Origin of the sequence: Arcicella aurantiaca, assembly GCF_003148625.1 — a bacterium.
Taxonomy (GTDB): Bacteria; Bacteroidota; Bacteroidia; order Cytophagales; family Spirosomataceae; genus Arcicella; species Arcicella aurantiaca.
The window spans coordinates 25,849-42,043 of sequence record NZ_QGGO01000039.1 but is presented as its reverse complement, the minus strand read 5'-3'; the positions used below and the strand labels follow the sequence as shown (position 1 = coordinate 42,043).

At 35.0% G+C, this 16,195-nt stretch carries 19 protein-coding genes; 10 read left to right on the top strand and 9 right to left on the bottom strand.

Annotated features, from left to right (window positions below):
- Window positions 1-50 precede the first annotated feature (50 nt).
- Both LV89_RS22765 and LV89_RS22760 read right to left on the bottom strand, forming a co-directional pair.
- The gene (locus LV89_RS22765; protein ID WP_109745234.1) at window positions 51-1,049 is read right to left on the bottom strand and encodes a zinc dependent phospholipase C family protein; all 999 of its coding nucleotides are present in this window, start codon (window positions 1,047-1,049) and stop codon (window positions 51-53) included.
- A 75-nt stretch (window positions 1,050-1,124) separates the two neighbouring features.
- Complete coding sequence (locus LV89_RS22760) at window positions 1,125-1,589, bottom strand: GNAT family N-acetyltransferase (protein WP_109745233.1); 465 nt, start codon at window positions 1,587-1,589, stop codon at window positions 1,125-1,127.
- Window positions 1,590-1,660: 71 nt separating this feature from the next.
- On the opposite strand from LV89_RS22760, the gene LV89_RS22755 reads away from it, so the two are divergent.
- The 7 genes from LV89_RS22755 to LV89_RS22725 all read left to right on the top strand — a co-directional run bounded on the left by LV89_RS22755 (window position 1,661) and on the right by LV89_RS22725 (window position 7,970).
- Window positions 1,661-2,272, top strand: coding sequence for a hypothetical protein (locus tag LV89_RS22755; protein ID WP_109745232.1), 612 nt, complete (start codon window positions 1,661-1,663; stop codon window positions 2,270-2,272).
- 179 nt (window positions 2,273-2,451) lie between these two features.
- Window positions 2,452-3,048 carry a nucleotide exchange factor GrpE gene (locus LV89_RS22750; RefSeq protein WP_229201584.1) on the top strand — a complete coding sequence of 199 codons (597 nt, stop codon included), beginning with the start codon at window positions 2,452-2,454 and terminating at the stop codon, window positions 3,046-3,048.
- 81 nt (window positions 3,049-3,129) lie between these two features.
- Window positions 3,130-4,296 (top strand): molecular chaperone DnaJ, encoded by a 1,167-nt coding sequence (gene dnaJ / locus LV89_RS22745; protein ID WP_109745231.1) that lies wholly within the window; start codon window positions 3,130-3,132, stop codon window positions 4,294-4,296.
- Window positions 4,297-4,519: 223 nt separating this feature from the next.
- Window positions 4,520-5,041, top strand: coding sequence for a DUF2911 domain-containing protein (locus tag LV89_RS22740; RefSeq protein ID WP_109745230.1), 522 nt, complete (start codon window positions 4,520-4,522; stop codon window positions 5,039-5,041).
- Between the two features lie 317 nt (window positions 5,042-5,358).
- Window positions 5,359-6,609: a TlpA family protein disulfide reductase gene (locus tag LV89_RS22735; RefSeq protein WP_109745229.1), complete on the top strand. Its 1,251-nt coding sequence runs from the start codon at window positions 5,359-5,361 to the stop codon at window positions 6,607-6,609.
- A 145-nt stretch (window positions 6,610-6,754) separates the two neighbouring features.
- Window positions 6,755-7,123: a response regulator gene (locus tag LV89_RS22730; protein WP_109745228.1), complete on the top strand. Its 369-nt coding sequence runs from the start codon at window positions 6,755-6,757 to the stop codon at window positions 7,121-7,123.
- 82 nt (window positions 7,124-7,205) lie between these two features.
- On the top strand, window positions 7,206-7,970 hold the full coding sequence (locus LV89_RS22725; protein ID WP_109745227.1) for an MBL fold metallo-hydrolase: 765 nt from the start codon (window positions 7,206-7,208) through the stop codon (window positions 7,968-7,970).
- On the opposite strand, the gene LV89_RS22720 is transcribed toward LV89_RS22725, so the two are convergent.
- Entirely contained in the window at window positions 7,967-8,695 is a 729-nt protein-coding gene (locus tag LV89_RS22720) for a DUF2490 domain-containing protein (RefSeq protein WP_109745226.1), read from the bottom strand. The two genes, LV89_RS22725 and LV89_RS22720, sit on opposite strands and share 4 nt — an antisense overlap.
- 152 nt (window positions 8,696-8,847) lie before the next feature.
- Here LV89_RS22720 and LV89_RS22715 point away from each other — a divergent pair, with 152 nt between their 5' ends.
- Window positions 8,848-9,606, top strand: coding sequence for a hypothetical protein (locus LV89_RS22715; RefSeq protein ID WP_109745225.1), 759 nt, complete (start codon window positions 8,848-8,850; stop codon window positions 9,604-9,606).
- 95 nt (window positions 9,607-9,701) lie between these two features.
- On the opposite strand, the gene LV89_RS22710 is transcribed toward LV89_RS22715, so the two are convergent.
- From LV89_RS22710 to LV89_RS22695, 4 genes are all read right to left on the bottom strand, one after another.
- Window positions 9,702-10,028, bottom strand: a complete 327-nt coding sequence (locus tag LV89_RS22710; protein WP_109745224.1) for a nucleotide pyrophosphohydrolase — start codon at window positions 10,026-10,028, stop codon at window positions 9,702-9,704.
- A complete protein-coding gene (gene dtd / locus LV89_RS22705; protein WP_109745223.1) occupies window positions 10,029-10,481 on the bottom strand; it encodes a D-aminoacyl-tRNA deacylase in 453 nt (150 codons plus the stop codon). It abuts the gene before it with no gap.
- Window positions 10,482-10,621: 140 nt separating this feature from the next.
- Complete coding sequence (mgtE, locus tag LV89_RS22700; protein ID WP_109745222.1) at window positions 10,622-12,004, bottom strand: magnesium transporter; 1,383 nt, start codon at window positions 12,002-12,004, stop codon at window positions 10,622-10,624.
- A gap of 30 nt (window positions 12,005-12,034) precedes the next feature.
- Window positions 12,035-12,631 carry an ABC transporter permease family protein gene (locus LV89_RS22695; RefSeq protein ID WP_109745221.1) on the bottom strand — a complete coding sequence of 199 codons (597 nt, stop codon included), beginning with the start codon at window positions 12,629-12,631 and terminating at the stop codon, window positions 12,035-12,037.
- 210 nt (window positions 12,632-12,841) lie between these two features.
- Between LV89_RS22695 and LV89_RS22690 the strand changes: the two genes are divergently transcribed.
- Window positions 12,842-13,447, top strand: a complete 606-nt coding sequence (locus tag LV89_RS22690) for a hypothetical protein (RefSeq protein ID WP_109745220.1) — start codon at window positions 12,842-12,844, stop codon at window positions 13,445-13,447.
- Here the strand turns inward: LV89_RS22690 and LV89_RS22685 are convergent.
- Entirely contained in the window at window positions 13,444-13,809 is a 366-nt protein-coding gene (locus LV89_RS22685; protein WP_109745219.1) for a hypothetical protein, read from the bottom strand. The two genes, LV89_RS22690 and LV89_RS22685, sit on opposite strands and share 4 nt — an antisense overlap.
- Window positions 13,810-13,842: 33 nt before the next feature.
- Entirely contained in the window at window positions 13,843-15,219 is a 1,377-nt protein-coding gene (radA, locus tag LV89_RS22680) for a DNA repair protein RadA (RefSeq protein WP_109745218.1), read from the bottom strand.
- Between the two features lie 267 nt (window positions 15,220-15,486).
- Here radA and LV89_RS22670 point away from each other — a divergent pair, with 267 nt between their 5' ends.
- Window positions 15,487-16,116: a porin family protein gene (locus LV89_RS22670; protein WP_109745217.1), complete on the top strand. Its 630-nt coding sequence runs from the start codon at window positions 15,487-15,489 to the stop codon at window positions 16,114-16,116.
- The last annotated feature ends 79 nt before the right edge of the window (window positions 16,117-16,195 follow it).

Below are 16,195 nucleotides of genomic sequence, written 5' to 3'. Positions count from 1 at the left end.
ATAACCAATAACCAATAACCAATAACCAATAACCAATAATCAATAACCAATTACTCCCCGTCACTTTTCCCTTTACGAGATTGAAGTAAGCCTTTAGAAATTAGTTCGTTGCTTTTCCATGCCTTCTTCTCAGCTTTCAATTTTTCTTTATCCTCATCGCTAATATTTTGTAATTCAGATAAATCTGGACAGCCCGCATCAACCCATGCCGTAAACCAAAAATCAGCCACTGTTTTTGAAGCATCCAACATTCTTTCATTGACCGTAGTGCCTAATTTCTCCGCATAAGCCTTCGCAAATTCGCCAGAATAATTCTTTCTCATTGCTCCAAAACGCTCAGAACGTTTAAATTTTCTATCTTCTGTAAAACCCTCAGAAGCTTTAATTTCGTCTGCCAAAACTTTATCTAACATCAGTTTTGATTCTCTAATTTTCACCCAAATTTCAGCCAAAGGATTTTTAATATATTTAGCTTTATGAGCTTGATACAAATTGTAATTATCAATATTCATTTCAGGAACGGTACTTTCCCAAAGTGAGTGCAAACCACGTTGATTAGTCATTTGACCGTCATAATTGACCGTTGTATGAAGAGGAACGTGAGCATCAGCAATATAATGCCCCAAGTCTGCCGAATAAAATAAAATGCTGTCTTTCAGTTTGTTACGAAAAGCATTAGTCAATTTTGCTTGCAATTTCATAATTTCCCAAGGCACAGTGCCGTACTTGCGTAGGGTATCAGCCGTATATTTTTGAGAGGCTTCTTCCCAAGTTCTTGGCATTGTTTCAATAGAATTTTCGCCAAAAATTGGAGCATCAATATCAATAAAATGTTTGGTAGCTTCGCTTGGGTCATCTTTACGCCTTACATCTGGACGAACAGAATTATAAACTAAATAATCAGCATTTTTAAAGAAAAATCCTTGAAGTTTTTTTGGAAGAGAATAAATCGCAATTTGATGAATGGTTTTATGTGCTAAAAAGCCCCATGAACCCAATCCGAGTAAAAAGATGATAGCACTTAGTTTTAATAAAAATGGTAACTTCATAAAATTAGTTGGTTGTTAATGTCCAAATGGCTTTTAAGCCACTTTATGGTTTTAAAGTGTTTAAAATTGATTGTTTCAGAGCGTTAATTCAAAATATAAAACTTCGTCTAAAGGATTATAGACGTAAGCATTTGTTGTTACAAATCCCATTGATTGATACAACTTTGTAGCACTTTCAAGGGTTGTTAAAGTATCCAATTTCATGGTTTTGTAACCTGATTCTTTAGCAAAATTGATAAGTTCAGTCACCAATTGACGTCCTAAACCTGTACCTCTTGTTTGCGGTTTTACATACAAACGTTTCATTTCACAAACACCTTCGCCAATCGGTTTTAAAGCGATACAACCTAATACTTCTTCGTCTTCTTTCGCTAAAATAATACAACCTTGTGGTGGATTATAAACCTTATGGAGTGTTTGTAATTCTTGTTCAAAATTTTGAAAACATAAGTCTATTCGTAGAAATTCGGCATACTCTATAAAGATTTTTTTTACTTCATTGAGTTCTTCAGGAGAGTATGTTACGTAATGTAATTGCATAATTTTAATAATATTTTTGAATTATCTAAGATTAGAAAACGCAATCAAAAACATAGAATTACTTTTGAGTTATGAATTTACAAGAAATATTCCAAAACATCATAGCTGATGATTCTCTTCATGCTCGATTTTTAAATACATTATCGCTCATGGAGAATACGGGAGCCAGAAAAATCTCTGCTTCCGAAGATAAAACTAAGGTTTCTTATCTTATTCTAAAACACGCTTCAGAAGAAGCCAGACACGCATTTTATCTGAAAAAACAGATTCAAAAAGTTGATAAAATTGAAAATTATCCAACTTACGAAAATGCCTATTTAGTAGCTCCTTTTGCAAGCTATACTTACCTCCATAGTCTTGATATTCACGTTTGTAGATATTTGAAGCAAACGTTGAAACTCTCAGGAAACGACCTTAAATATGCAGCATATTTGTTAGTAACTTATGCGATTGAAGTACGTGCAGACGAGTTGTATCCAATTTATCAGGATGCTTTGGATGCTGTAAGTTCAAAAGTTAATGTGAAGTCAATTATTGTGGAAGAAGAAGGGCATTTAGCAGAGATGATTTCACAACTAAAAAGTTTTTCAGAAGACTGGCAAAACCATGCAGAAAAGGCTTGTGAAATTGAGAAAAACCTCTTTGATAGCTGGACGGTTGCCCTATCTGAGGAGTTGATATAAGTAACACAGCCTTTAGTCTGTAACTAAGAAATTATAAGTAACACAGCCTTTAGTCTGTAACTAAGAAATTATTCATTCAGTTACAGACTGAAGTCTGTGTTACAAACCTTTTTACTCATATCTGCCAACTAATCTGTAATTTTACAGACTAAATCTGTCAATCTGACAGGAAAACGGAAATGGCAAAACTTTTGAACATATTAGGAAAGTACAAAAACAAAGCGAAAAGTGCATTGAAAATGGAAAATAAAGACGAATTATCAGTAGAAGAACAAGTAATCACCCCAGAAACTGACAATGTTTCAGAAGAAACACCGACAGATGCTGCACCAGAATTAACAGAAGCTGAAAAACTAAAAATAGAAGTAGCTGAATTGAAAGATAAATATTTACGTCTTTATTCAGACTTTGATAACTTCCGTAAACGTACAGCCAAAGAAAAATTAGACATGATTCAATCGGCTTCGGAAAAAGTTATTGTAGATGTTTTACCAATCATTGATGACATCGAAAGAGCAACTGCAAATGCTCAAGAAGGCGAAATCTCGGAAGGCGTTCACTTGATTTTTAACAAATTAAGCAATACCCTTGCCTCTAAAGGATTGAAACCAATGGACGCAAAAGGAGAAATATTCAACGCTGATTTACACGAAGCAATTACTCAATTTCCTGCTCCAACTGAGGACGACAAAGGAAAAGTATTTGATGTAGTTGAAAAAGGATATTATTTAAATGAAAAAGTTATTCGCTTTGCAAAAGTAGTAGTAGCAAATTAGGTCTTAGGGATTAGGAGTTAGGATTTGAGAAATTCCTAAATCTCTCTAACACCTAATCCCCAACACCTAACCCCTAATAAGATTATGGCAAAAAGAGATTATTACGAAGTATTAGAGATTTCAAAGTCTGCTTCGGAAGAAGAAATAAAGAAGGCTTATCGCAAAATGGCGATAAAATTTCACCCCGATAAAAACCAAGGAGATAAAACAGCGGAAGATAAGTTTAAAGAAGCTGCTGAAGCTTATGAGGTACTTTCGGACGCTAAGAAAAAAGCACAATACGACCGTTTCGGACACGCTGGTATGGGCGGAGCCGCAGGTGGTGGTGGCTATGGTGGGCAAGGAATGAACATGGAGGATATTTTCAGTCAGTTTGGAGATATTTTTGGTGGTGGTGACGGTAGCCCATTTGGAAGTTTCTTCGGTGGTGGTGGCGGAGGTCAGCAACAACGCAGACGCAAAGGCTCTGACCTTAGAATTAAACTCAAATTAAACCTTGAGGAAGTTGCTAACGGTGTTGAGAAAAAAATTAAAGTTAAACGCCATGTAACTTGTAAATCTTGTAGTGGAAACGGTGCTAAAAATGGTACAGAATTAAGCACTTGCCAAACTTGTGGTGGTGCTGGACAAGTTCGTAGGGTTCAACAAACCATGTTGGGACAAATGGTGACAACTTCACCATGTCCGACTTGTAATGGAGAAGGAAAACAAATCAAAACTCGTTGTGAGGCTTGTTTTGGCGAAGGACGTGTTTTGGAAGAAGAAATCATCCCAATCAAAATTCCTGCGGGCGTTGCAGACAGTATGCAATTGTCTATGTCGGGCAAAGGAAACGTGCCACCACGTGGAGGCGTAGCGGGAGATTTATTGATTGTTATTGAAGAAGAACCAGACGAAGTATTACACCGTGACGGCACAAACGTAATTTACGATTTGTACCTAAACTTTGCAGATGCCGCTTTAGGTACAACCGTAGAAGTACCAACAATCGGAGGAAAAGCTCGTATTACGATTGAAGCAGGTACACAGGCAGGAAAAATCTTACGTCTGAAAGGAAAAGGAATTAAAGAATTGAACGGCTATGGAGTAGGAGATGAGTTAATTCACGTGAATCTGTGGACTCCAAAAAGTTTGACCAAAGAAGAAACTGAAATGTTAGAAAAAATGAGAGATTCTCCTAACTTTCATCCAAAACCTAACAAAAACGAAAAGAACTTCTTCGAGAAAATGAAAGACTTTTTTAATTAGTAACACAGACTTCAGTTAGTAACACAGACTTCAGTCTGTAAACTATGAATTAGATAAAAATCCCTCCAATTTAGTTTGAGGGATTTTTTTATGTTCAAATGAAACTTCTTAGCTTTTTTTTCGTTATTTACATGGAATTAAAAATTCCTAAAAAATATCAAATCCGTCATATTGAAAAGACTGTTTCTTCTCTGTATGATTACAACAAAATCCATTTACAAAAATGAAAAAATTACTTTTATTAACAACGCTTATTTTTTCTGCTTTCATCAGCAACGCTCAACATGACATGAGCAAAGATGCCTCTAAAATGCCTTCACCTCCTGCAAAAGCTACGGCAACTGTTGGCGGTGCTACTGTGACTGTTAATTATCACCAACCAGCCGTAAAAGGTCGTAACGTATGGGCAGGTGACCTTGCACCTTACGGAAAAGTTTGGCGTACAGGAGCAAATGATGCTACTACATTTGAAGTAAGTAAAGATGTAACTATCAATGGAAAAGCTTTAAAAGCTGGTAAATATGCACTTTTTACAATTCCGGGAGAAAAAGAATGGACTATCATTTTCAATAAAACGGTTAAACAATGGGGTGCTTACGGCTATAAAGAAGCTGATGATGTTTTAAGAGTAACGGCAAAACCCGAAGCTACTGAAATGACTGAACGTTTCACGATTAATGCTGAAAACTCAGGTGTTGTAACTTTAGCTTGGGACAAAGTAAAAGTGCCATTTACCGTAAAGTAATTCGCTGAAAATCAATAAGTAATAAAAATCGTCTGAAAAATTTCAGACGATTTTTTAGTTTAAAGGTATTTCAATTATGAAGGGTTGGGATTTATTTGTTGGAACTCCCTATTAATCAGAATATTACAACATAGTCAAACATAATCGTAAATCTTAATTCTTAAATCGTCATTGTACTTACTTGCATTTTAGAGTTTTATTCCTTCTACAAAATTGCTAATTTTATGATACTCAATTATTTTGAATAATATTACTAACAACCAAAACGGCATGATTTTAGGGCAAGTATTTTAGTGATAGTCCTAATCTTTATCAATATGAAAAAACTGCTGATAATAGCCTTTGTAATTCTTACAAACTCTGTTTTTGCACAAACCTTTATGGCACAAACTGACCCACCAACGTTAGGGAATGTTTGCCCAGATTTTACCATGTCGGTCATTACGTCTAATGGTAACGAAAAGAATATTTCCCTCAAAGAACTTCGTGGCAAAATTGTCGTAATAGAATTTTGGGCGACCTATTGTTCACCTTGTATTCCTTCTCTTAAACACTTTGACCGTTTGCAGGCTCAGTTTGGAAATGCCGTTAAATTTGTAGCAATTTCTGAAGAAAATCGTGATAAAGTAGATGCCTTTATTGCCAAACGGAACTTCAAAAACCTTTCATTTGCGATGGATTGGGGACGAAAATTAAACGATATGTTTTATCATCATTTTATTCCTCATACCGTTGTTATTGACCAAACAGGTGTAGTGCGTGCATTTACGTCTCCTGATGAAGTTGACCAGTTTGTGATTGGTAAAATGATAAATCGTGAGCCAGTAAAATTTACGATGAAACACGAATATCAAGAAGCATCCTATTCGCAGTCTGCATCGTCATCAAATACGGTTTATTCGTCTGACGGTGAGCCAATAATTGTTCATAAGCCTAAAAGTCAAACCTATAAAATTGAATTGTCTAATTTCAAAGAAGGACTTACTACCGAATTTATCAAAGAATCTTCTTCCGAATATCGCTTTGTAAATTGCCCAATTTCGTTGATGTACCAAATTTTGTACGACCAAAAGACGAGTAGAGTTATTTTAGAGGTTGCTGACAAAAATAAATATTCGTTTGAACCTCAAAATATGTTTTGTTTAGATTTAAACATACCCGAGTTTATTGGTAAATCTATTCGAGAAGTTGGCGTGCAACAATTAGAATCACTTTTTCCACTGAAATCTAAAGTAGAAACTCGTAATCAGAAAGTATTTGCCCTCCAAAAGTCAGATATTGGAGGGGCAATTGCCAGTAAAGACAGCCTTGGAATTACGCAAAAAGGGCTTACCATTAAAGATTTGATGAATTATTTTGAAAGTAATCCTCAATTGGTTGATAATTTGCCTGTCATTAACGAATCTGGATTGGATGATGCAACGGTAATTGATTTGGATTGGTTTCAAAATTATCACGATTCTATCGAAAATCGCCTTAGAACACTTGGTTTGCATGGAGAAGTTAAAATGGTAGATATTCCATGTTTAATACTTTATGAACAGCAATTAGTGACGAAGAATGAGTAAAATCACAGAAGAATGAGCTTTCTCAATTGTTGTTTCGAGTGAAATCTGTATAAATTTAAACTCAATAACTTTAAACTCAGAAACTCTTGCAAATAATTGATTGCGGTTTCTTATCTTTACCACAATAATCAATTTTAAGTTTAATATGAAAAAAGTCTTAATTGCCGAAGATAGCTCAGTTATCCAAAACCTTGCTAAAAAAATATTAGAGTTCCAAAACTTTGAAATTCATTCTGTAAAGAACGGTCAGCAAGTTTTAGATGCTCTTGATAAAGAGGATTTTGATATACTTTTGCTTGACATCAATATGCCTGTAATGGACGGAATGGAGTGTGCGAAAACTGTACGTAATTTGAAAGATGAGAAAAAAGCAAAATTACCAATGATTGCTATTACTGGTAATGCTCGTAACTACTCGATGGAAGATTTCAAAGAAGCTGGTTTCGATGATATGTTAGCAAAACCTCTTAATTTTGATGCTCTTGTAGCACAAGTAAAAGCTTTAACTGAATAATTTTTAGGTGTTTGGTTTTAGGTTTTAGGGAATAGTAATTTACTCATCTCTAATGCCTAATTCCCAACCCCAAACTCCTATTATGCAAATCACCTTCTTAGGCACTGGTACATCGCAGGGCGTTCCCGTAATTGCCTGTGGATGCGAGGTTTGCCAATCCCTTGATTTTCGAGATAAAAGACTTCGTGTTTCTATTCATATTGAAGTAGATGGGAAAAGTTTTGTAATTGATACAGGTCCCGACTTTCGCCAACAGATGCTTCGTGAGAGAGTCAATAATTTAGATGCCATTCTTTTTACCCACGAACATAAAGACCATACCGCTGGACTTGACGATGTAAGAGCCTATAATTTCTTCCAAAAACGTGATATGCCTATTTTTGCAAGAAAACACGTTTTAGAGCAAATTAAGCAAGAATTTTATTATGCTTTTACTGAAATTAAATACCCAGGTACTCCTCAAATTACGCTTAATGAAATTGTAAATGAGCCTTTTCAAATAGAAGGAGTGAATTTTACACCCATTGAAGTAATGCACATGAAACTACCTGTTTTTGGTTTTCGTGTACATGATTTTGCGTATGTTACTGACGTAAATTTTATTTCTGAAAAAGAAATGGAAAAGCTGAAAGGCTGTAAAGTAATTGTGATGGGAGCTTTGAGAAAAGAAAAGCATCTTTCTCATTATACTTTGTCGGAAGCAATTGAAGTATTAGAAAAAATTGCCCCCGAACAAGCATATCTTACGCACATAAGCCACCAAATGGGACTTCACAGAGAAGTAGAGGAAGAACTACCTGCTTTTATAAAATTAGCTTATGACGGTTTAACATTGAAGTTAGACTAAAGTTTTACCTTATGTAAAATGGTAAGTCTAACGATATTTCTATCAAAAAAATCTTTACCCGTGTTTCTTTGTTGAAACCAGTGTAAATATCCCATTTCTACCGAAAAGTTCTTAGATAATACTTTTTCAAAACCTGCGTAAACTCGGTTTTGGTCAAAATGATTATAGAGAATTTCTCCACCAAAATTGAGCATAAGTTCATCTGCAACTTTCAGATTTACAGGCGTTTTATTGTCAGATTTACTCAAATTTATCACTAACTGAGGGCGATAGCGAAAACGGAAATTAAAATCTGAGCCTTCTAAAAGGTCTGTTCCATTGTTTTTGCGGATAAAACGTTCATCCAATCTAAAACGATGTGATAAAGTCACTCTTTTTCCTAATGTTTGACTTTGGTTTATTTCTTGAAAAGGACGAATTTCGGGTACAACTAAGGTAGAAGTTGCATCAGAAAATTGTGGACTTTGTTGGGAGTAAGTAATACCTGCCGCCACATCAAAGTTTGGAGCAACTTTATAATGTAAATGTGAATGGATAATTAAATGATGTAAACGACTGTTGTCCGCAAATCTACGCATATCAATCTCATTGTGCCAAGTCCACTTTGAATTCAAAGAAAGTTGATTGTAGTAACGTGTCCAATAAAGATTTTGATTGGTAATATTAGCTTGTCCAAACAATTGGCAACTAAACAAAAATGTAAAAATTAAGCAGTGGTATTTCATTATATATACTCTATTGACTGAATAGATTTACAAATATCATAAAAAATACGGAATATCGTAGAAAGATATTTTTGGCAAAACTATAAAATTGGGATTCAGAAGCTTTTTGATTAGTTTTGATTCTTAATTTACAATCTGTAACCATAAATTTTATGAAGAAATTATTTTACTCTTTAGCATTTGTAGGAATGCTTGTTGCTTGTTCTGAAAAGAAAAATACGACTGAAAATCTTGACTCAATAAATGCTGTTCAGTCTGATTCATCTGCCAATAAAATTTCAAAATCCGAAATAATGTATCTTGAAGATGTATTGCAATGCGTTGATTTAAAAGGACTTGAAAAGAAATATGGTGCAGAGAATGTGAAAAAAGATACAACGGTCACAACGGGAGAAGGTGATTTTAAAACAACGATGCTTTTTCCCGGAACAGCTAAAGAAATAGAAATTTACTGGAAAGATGGGGAGGACTATAAGAAAATCCAAGATGTACTGGTAAAAGGAGGCTTTAGTAGAACGAGTGATGCCACTCCTTCTTCTCCTTGGGAGTCTAAAGAAGGTTTAAGATTAGGCATGAAAATGTCGGAAGTAATAGCATTGAATGGTAAAACCTTTACGATTACGGGTTTAGGCTGGGATTTAGGCGGAAATGTTGTCAGCTGGGAAGGTGGAAAAATGGCAAATAAAAATATTTCTATTCGTTTTAATGACTACTCAAATAATATGGGAGGACTTTCTGAAAAGGATTATAGTTCTATTTCGGGAGATAGAGAGTTTGATACACAGCACCCTGCTATTATTAAATTGAACCCAATTGTTGATGAATTGTCTGTTTATTTAAAGCCTGACATTTCTCCAGAATTAGGTCAAAAAATGACGAAAGAAGTTGAGAAAAAACAAATTCCAAGATAAATTAATTCTTGTGGAGAAGGGTAAAAGATTTGATAACTTTCAAAAAAAGTTATCAAATCTGAACAATATTACGTTAAAATTTATTTCAAAGAATATTATTGTAGCTTCGTATTTTGTAAATGTCTTGTGGCATCACGCTTGGTTTTTTTGTCCAAGTTTTTTTGTAAAGCGGTTGTCAAATCTATTCCAGTTTGATTAGCAAGGCAAATCAATACAAATAAAACATCAGCCATTTCATCACCCAAATCTTTGGCTTTATCTGATTCTTTCTCAGATTGTTCACCGTAACGTCTGGCAATAATTCGGGCAACTTCCCCGACTTCCTCAGTAAGCATTGCCATATTAGTCAATTCATTAAAATATCGAACTCCAACAGTTTTAATCCATTCGTCAACTGTTTTTTGTGCTTCTTCTATTGTCATTTATATTTTATTTTTTGAGTCTAAAATAATAGTAACTGGTCCATCATTAACTAAACTAACTTTCATATCTGCCCCAAATTCGCCTGTTTGGATTGATTTCCCTAAATCTTTTTCTAATTGAGCAATGGTTTTTTCGTATAAAGGAATGGCAATTTCAGGGCGAGCCGCTTCTATAAAACTCGGTCGATTTCCTTTTTTTGTACTTGCATGAAGCGTGAATTGGCTAATCAATAAAATATCTCCATTTATAGCAGATAAGTCGAGATTCATTTTTCCATCTTCATCAGAAAAAACTCTCATGCCGATAATTTTCTTAGAAATCCATTCAGCATCTTCGTTTGTATCTGTATGTGTAACGCCCAAAAGCACTAAAAAACCTATTCCAATTTCTCCTTTAATATTTCCATCAATTTTGACAGAAGCCTCTGAAACTCTTTGAATTACTGCAATCATAAGTAGCACAGGTTTCCAACCTGTCAATTTAGTAGCACAGGTTTTTAACCTGTCAATTTAGTAGCACAGGTTTTCAACCTGTCAATTTAGTAACACAGGTTTTCAACCTGTTATTTTCAGAAACAGGTTGAAAACCTGTGTTACATTAATAAATATACAATCAATAAATAAACGCCATACCCCAAAAGGTCGTTGGTCGTTGTGATAAATGGGCCTGAAGCAATGGCGGGATTTATATCGAATCGATTTAATACCAAAGGTGTAATTGTTCCCATTAAAGAAGCTAACATCACCACCGAAAATATAGATAATGCAATGGTTAGGGATAGTTGAACATTGACACTATCTACGATTAATGAGCCTGCAAAAGCGAACATTCCAGCAATAAGAGCGTTCAACAAAGCCACTTTAAGCACTTTAAAAAGACGTTCTCCCAAAGGCATATCAATACCCGATTTATCTGCTAAACTTTGTACAATTATCGAAGATGATTGAATACCAACATTGCCCCCTGTTGACCCAATAAGCGGAATAAATGCCGCAATGGCAGGAATTGCCGAAAGTTTATCATCAAAATTATCAATGAGTTTTGCTGCTAAAAAGCTTCCACACATACCGCCAATCAACCAAGGTAAACGTGAACGAACCAATTTCCAAACGCTATCATCTTCCTCAACGTCTTCCGAAATACCCGTCATGGCTTGAACGTCCTCTTGGGCTTGTTCCGTGATAAAATCGACCACGTCATCAATGGTAATTCTTCCCAACAATCGTCCTTGAATATTTACAACTGGTACGGCATCAAGGTCGTATTTTTGCATTACATCGGCAACCTCTTCACCTGTTGCAGTTGTTTTTACCGACACAATATCGTCAGAATAAATATCTGCAATTTTTGACCCTCTTTTTGCCAAAATAATCTTCTTCAGCGATACCCTTCCTTGTAAAATAATATCATCATCAACTACATAAACGGCAGTTACATTTTCAACGTCTTCGGCTTGTCTTCTAATTTCTTCAACACACTCAGTTACAGACTGTTTGATGTTGATTTTTACTAATTCTTTTTGCATCAAACCACCCGCCGAATCTTCGTCGTAGTGCATTAAATCATTGACAAAACGGGCTTGTTCTTTATCCTTTAAAAGTCCGACAATATCTTCAGAAATATCCTTTGGTTGCTCGTTCAAAATATCAACGGCATCATCAGAATCCACTAAATCTACATATTCTGCAATTTCTTGTGGCGTAAAGTTTTTAAGGAATTTTTTACGGTCGTCAGTATCAAGATTGGTAATAATCTCTGCCCCCAATTTTTTGTCTAATAAACGAACCAAATAATGAGAATCTTCGCCGTTCAATTCATACAAGATATTGGTAATATCCGCTGGATACAACTCTTCCATCTCAGTTTTGATAAGCTCATTATTTTGCTCACTGATAGCGATTTGTATCTTTTCGATGTATTCCTTTGTTAGTTCAAAAGGGGTTAATTCGAAGGGTTGTTGAGGGTTTAGTTCCATATTTGATATGTAAGGACAAGAGAGCGACTTTTAGTAAGTTGCCACCAATCTTTTCGAGTTTGGATGTTTTTTCAATAGATATTCTTGGGTAGAACGATTGATGAATCGGAATTTTCGTGCATATTCTTTTGGTGTAAATTTAGTAATTTTTATAGCAGGTATTATGGCACTTGCAAGCCCAATAACCACCGCTGAACCAACAGCAAATGGAGCAATATATGCGGCAATTAATACAGCATAAGCTAAAGTGTATGCAGCTTCTCCTGCAAAAATTCCTCCGATAAATAAGAGAGTTCCTGCACTAACGCCTATTCCTTCAATAAATAAAAATGTTTTAGCCAAGCCATGTTCAAACGAGTTTTTACGTTTTATAACCAGTGATTTTATCGTTGAAATAGGATAATATTGTTTCTGATAAAGGGAATCTAACATAACAATCCCGTTTGAATCAGCGGCATATAAAAGCCCTTTTCTGATTCCTGCGTCTGTTTCAATTTTGGCGATGAATCTAAGTCCTACTCTTTTTAAAAAAGAAATACTTGTTTGGGCAGTATCAGCATTTTGAGCGTTTATTTCAAAATTTTGAGCAAAAAATAAGATTAATAGGAGGATTTTTAAAGTTTTCATGATAGATATTTTTTGTGAAAATAAAGATTTTATAATGTAATCTTTTATTTAGACAATCATTCTTTTAAAATCCCTTATTTGTTCCTAATTCTTACTATTTAACAAAAATACAAACACATCCCCAAAGACTTTGTAAAACGATAAAAGATTTAATGTAAATGTTATATTACTTGCTAACTAATGGTAAATTGAGAATTAAAAATAAAGACGATGAAAAACTATCGAGGTATAATTTTTACGGGTACAGGACTTTTGTTGGTGTGGGGATTATTTGTTGTCATCAAATTTTATGGGGGGTATTGGTATGACCTTCATCAAAGTCCTTGGGCATACAGCCGTAATATCAACGAAAAACTGCTCATAGGCAAATGGGAAGGCGATTTTACTGACCCAAACGGCGTGAAAAAGTATTTATCCATAACTATTGTAGAACCTACTACTAATGACGAACGTTGGGAAAAAGCCTTTACTTTTAAAAAACATAGAAGGGCAAGTTTCAGAAATTCAAGGAATATTTTTGACGGAATAGCAAGCGTAAAAAGTAAATTGGGTTTGGAGGAATACACCGTTTCGGGACACGTAGGGGAGGACGATATTCATCAATTAGTAGTTCATTTTAGTCCTGTTGATGAAAAGAAAAGGGTACTGCCAAACTTTACATTGTTTGAAAGTACCCAAAGCTTATGGCAAAATGATGACATGAATTTAAACCTAAAATTTGTCTATCACAAAGCCGATGGAAGTAGTTTTTGGAGCAGTAGCGACCCTAAACATTCTGCTAAAATTGTTTGTAAACTTAGTAGATTTCAGCATTAAAAAATTGAATGTAATACATACCCAATAACTGTTGCCAAAGCAGTTGATACAACGTAAGAACGAATTAATTTCCCATCAAAATCGGGACTATGAATTTTAAAAATATCTTTCGTAAAAGTGAAATAGACTATTTCTAAAATCAAAGGTAACGGGATAAAAATAGCAGGGAAATCTTTGGCAACTTCCGTATTGTGTAACAGGAAGAAAATCAAAGAACTACCTAAAAACATAGGAAGTCCAATAACCATTTGTACCACAGGAGCAACGCCAGATTGCCCACCATCAGCTTTGGGGTTTTTGGTTAACAAATAGATATTAATTACAAATGCCAAGACAACGATAATTAAATAAATAATGTACATTTTAATAGTGGTTTTGATTGTGATAATAAATTGCTACTTCCTTAAAATCTGCATAAATACATCTTCCAACATTCCTGCCATTCTGACTTTAATTTTGTAATTACTTGTATCTAAGCCTTTTGCATTGAATTTTGAAATCCAAATTTCCTTAAATCCTAATTTTTCTGCTTCTGAAATTCTCTGTTCAATTCTATTTACCGCTCTGATTTCTCCACCTAAACCAACTTCTGCCGCAAAACATATTGTGGACGGAATGCTCAAATCTTCGTAAGATGAAACAATGGAAGCACAAACGGCTAAATCAATGGCTGGGTCTTCTACTTTCAAACCTCCTGCAATGTTCAAAAATACGTCTTGATTTCCTAAACGGAAGCCACCTCTTTTCTCCAAAACTGCCAATAACATATTTAAACGTTTAGCGTCAAAACCCGTTGAACTTCGTTGTGGCGTTCCGTAAGTAGCAATGGAAACTAAGGATTGAGTTTCTATTAAAAGCGGACGATTACCTTCCAACATTGCCCCGATGGTAATACCCGAAAAGTCTTCATCTCGTTGTGAAATCAATATTTCAGAAGGATTTGAAACTTCTCTCAAACCCGAATTTAACATTTCGTAAATGCCTAATTCTGAGGTGCTTCCGAAACGATTTTTGGTGGTTCGTAAGATTCTGTAAGCCAAATGTCGGTCGCCTTCAAATTGTAAAACCGTGTCCACCATGTGTTCCAACACTTTTGGACCTGCCAATGAGCCGTCTTTGGTGATGTGCCCAATCATGAAAACAGGCGTACCTGATTCTTTGGCAAATTTCATTAATTCGGCGGTACATTCTTTTACTTGCGATACACTGCCTGCACCCGATTCCACAAACGACGATTGTAACGTTTGTATTGAGTCAATTATCAAAATATCAGGTTCAAAGGTTTCAATTTGTTTAAAGATATTTTGTGTTTGCGTTTCTGTGAGGATAAAACAATTTTTACTTTGGTTTTCCAAACGTTCTGCTCGCATCTTGATTTGTTGCTCAGATTCTTCTCCAGAAACATACAAAACTCGATAATTATCCAGCAATAAAGCAATTTGAAGCATTAAGGTAGATTTCCCAATTCCGGGTTCGCCACCAATAAGTACCAAAGAACCTAAAACGATTCCTCCGCCCAAAACCCGATTCAGTTCGGCATCTTTCGTTAATATTCGAGGTTGTTCTTCAAAATTTATCTCTTGAATAGCACGTGGTTTTGAGGCAACTTTCAGCGAAGTTGACACTTTCCAAGAGCCTTTTGTTGGTTCATCTTTTTGTACGACTTCTTCTACAAAAGTGTTCCACTCTCCACATGAAGGGCAACGCCCCAACCATTTTGGAGCTTGATGTCCACAATTTTGACAAAAAAATGATGTTTTTACTTTAGCCATTTGTTTGAATATGAGTTATGAGGTAGTTTTATCAATTGTGAGTTGTGAATTATGAGTTATGAATTGTGAGTTATGAATTGTGAATTATGAGTTATGAAGTTGTTACTCGTTTCCTACTTCCGCATACCTCAACCTACAACCTCATACCTATTACCTCATACCTAAACAATCCCCTCCGAATACTAATTTATATCAAATTGTTGAGTAATCGGATACATAGAAGCGATAGATTCACGTTATCTTGCCAACAAATAAAAAATAAGCAATATGAACAAAAAACTGTTAGCCTTTCTTTTTGTCTTAGCATTTGCAAAAGTGAATGTTTCTTTTTCTCAATTTTCGTTGGGAATTCGTGGAGGTGTAAATTTTTCTCAATTAAAAACCGACTTTAAAACGCAGTCGTTTGGAGATAATTTACAACAAAGTTTGGATACTAAAACGGGTTATGTTGGTGGAATTTATGCACGTATAGGGAATAAATTTTTCGTACAACCAGAATTGATTTTCTCCGCAAAAGGGGGTAATATTAATATTTTGCCTACTTCGGGGTCAACTTCTAAAACAGTAGCCATTGATTATTCAAGTATTGATGTGCCTTTGTTGATTGGTTTTAAAATTGGTCCTTTGCGTTTGAATGCTGGTCCAATGGCATCATTTATTGTGTCAAGTGATGGTTTAGACGAAGCTTTAAAGAAATATTCAAGCAATCTTGGCGAATCATTCAAAAATGCAGCTTACGGTTATCAAGCAGGTGGAGGTTTAGATATTGGTTCTCTTTCGGTTGATTTACGTTATGAAGGTAGTTTATCTGAAATTGCAGGATTAAATTCTACAAATATCAATTTTTCTCAAAAAGGTAATTTGTGGCAATTGACACTTGGGCTGAGAATATTGTAATTAGTTACTGGTTATTGGTGGATTGGTTATTGGTAGATTGGTTATTGGTAGATTGGTTATTGGTGGATTGGTTATTGGT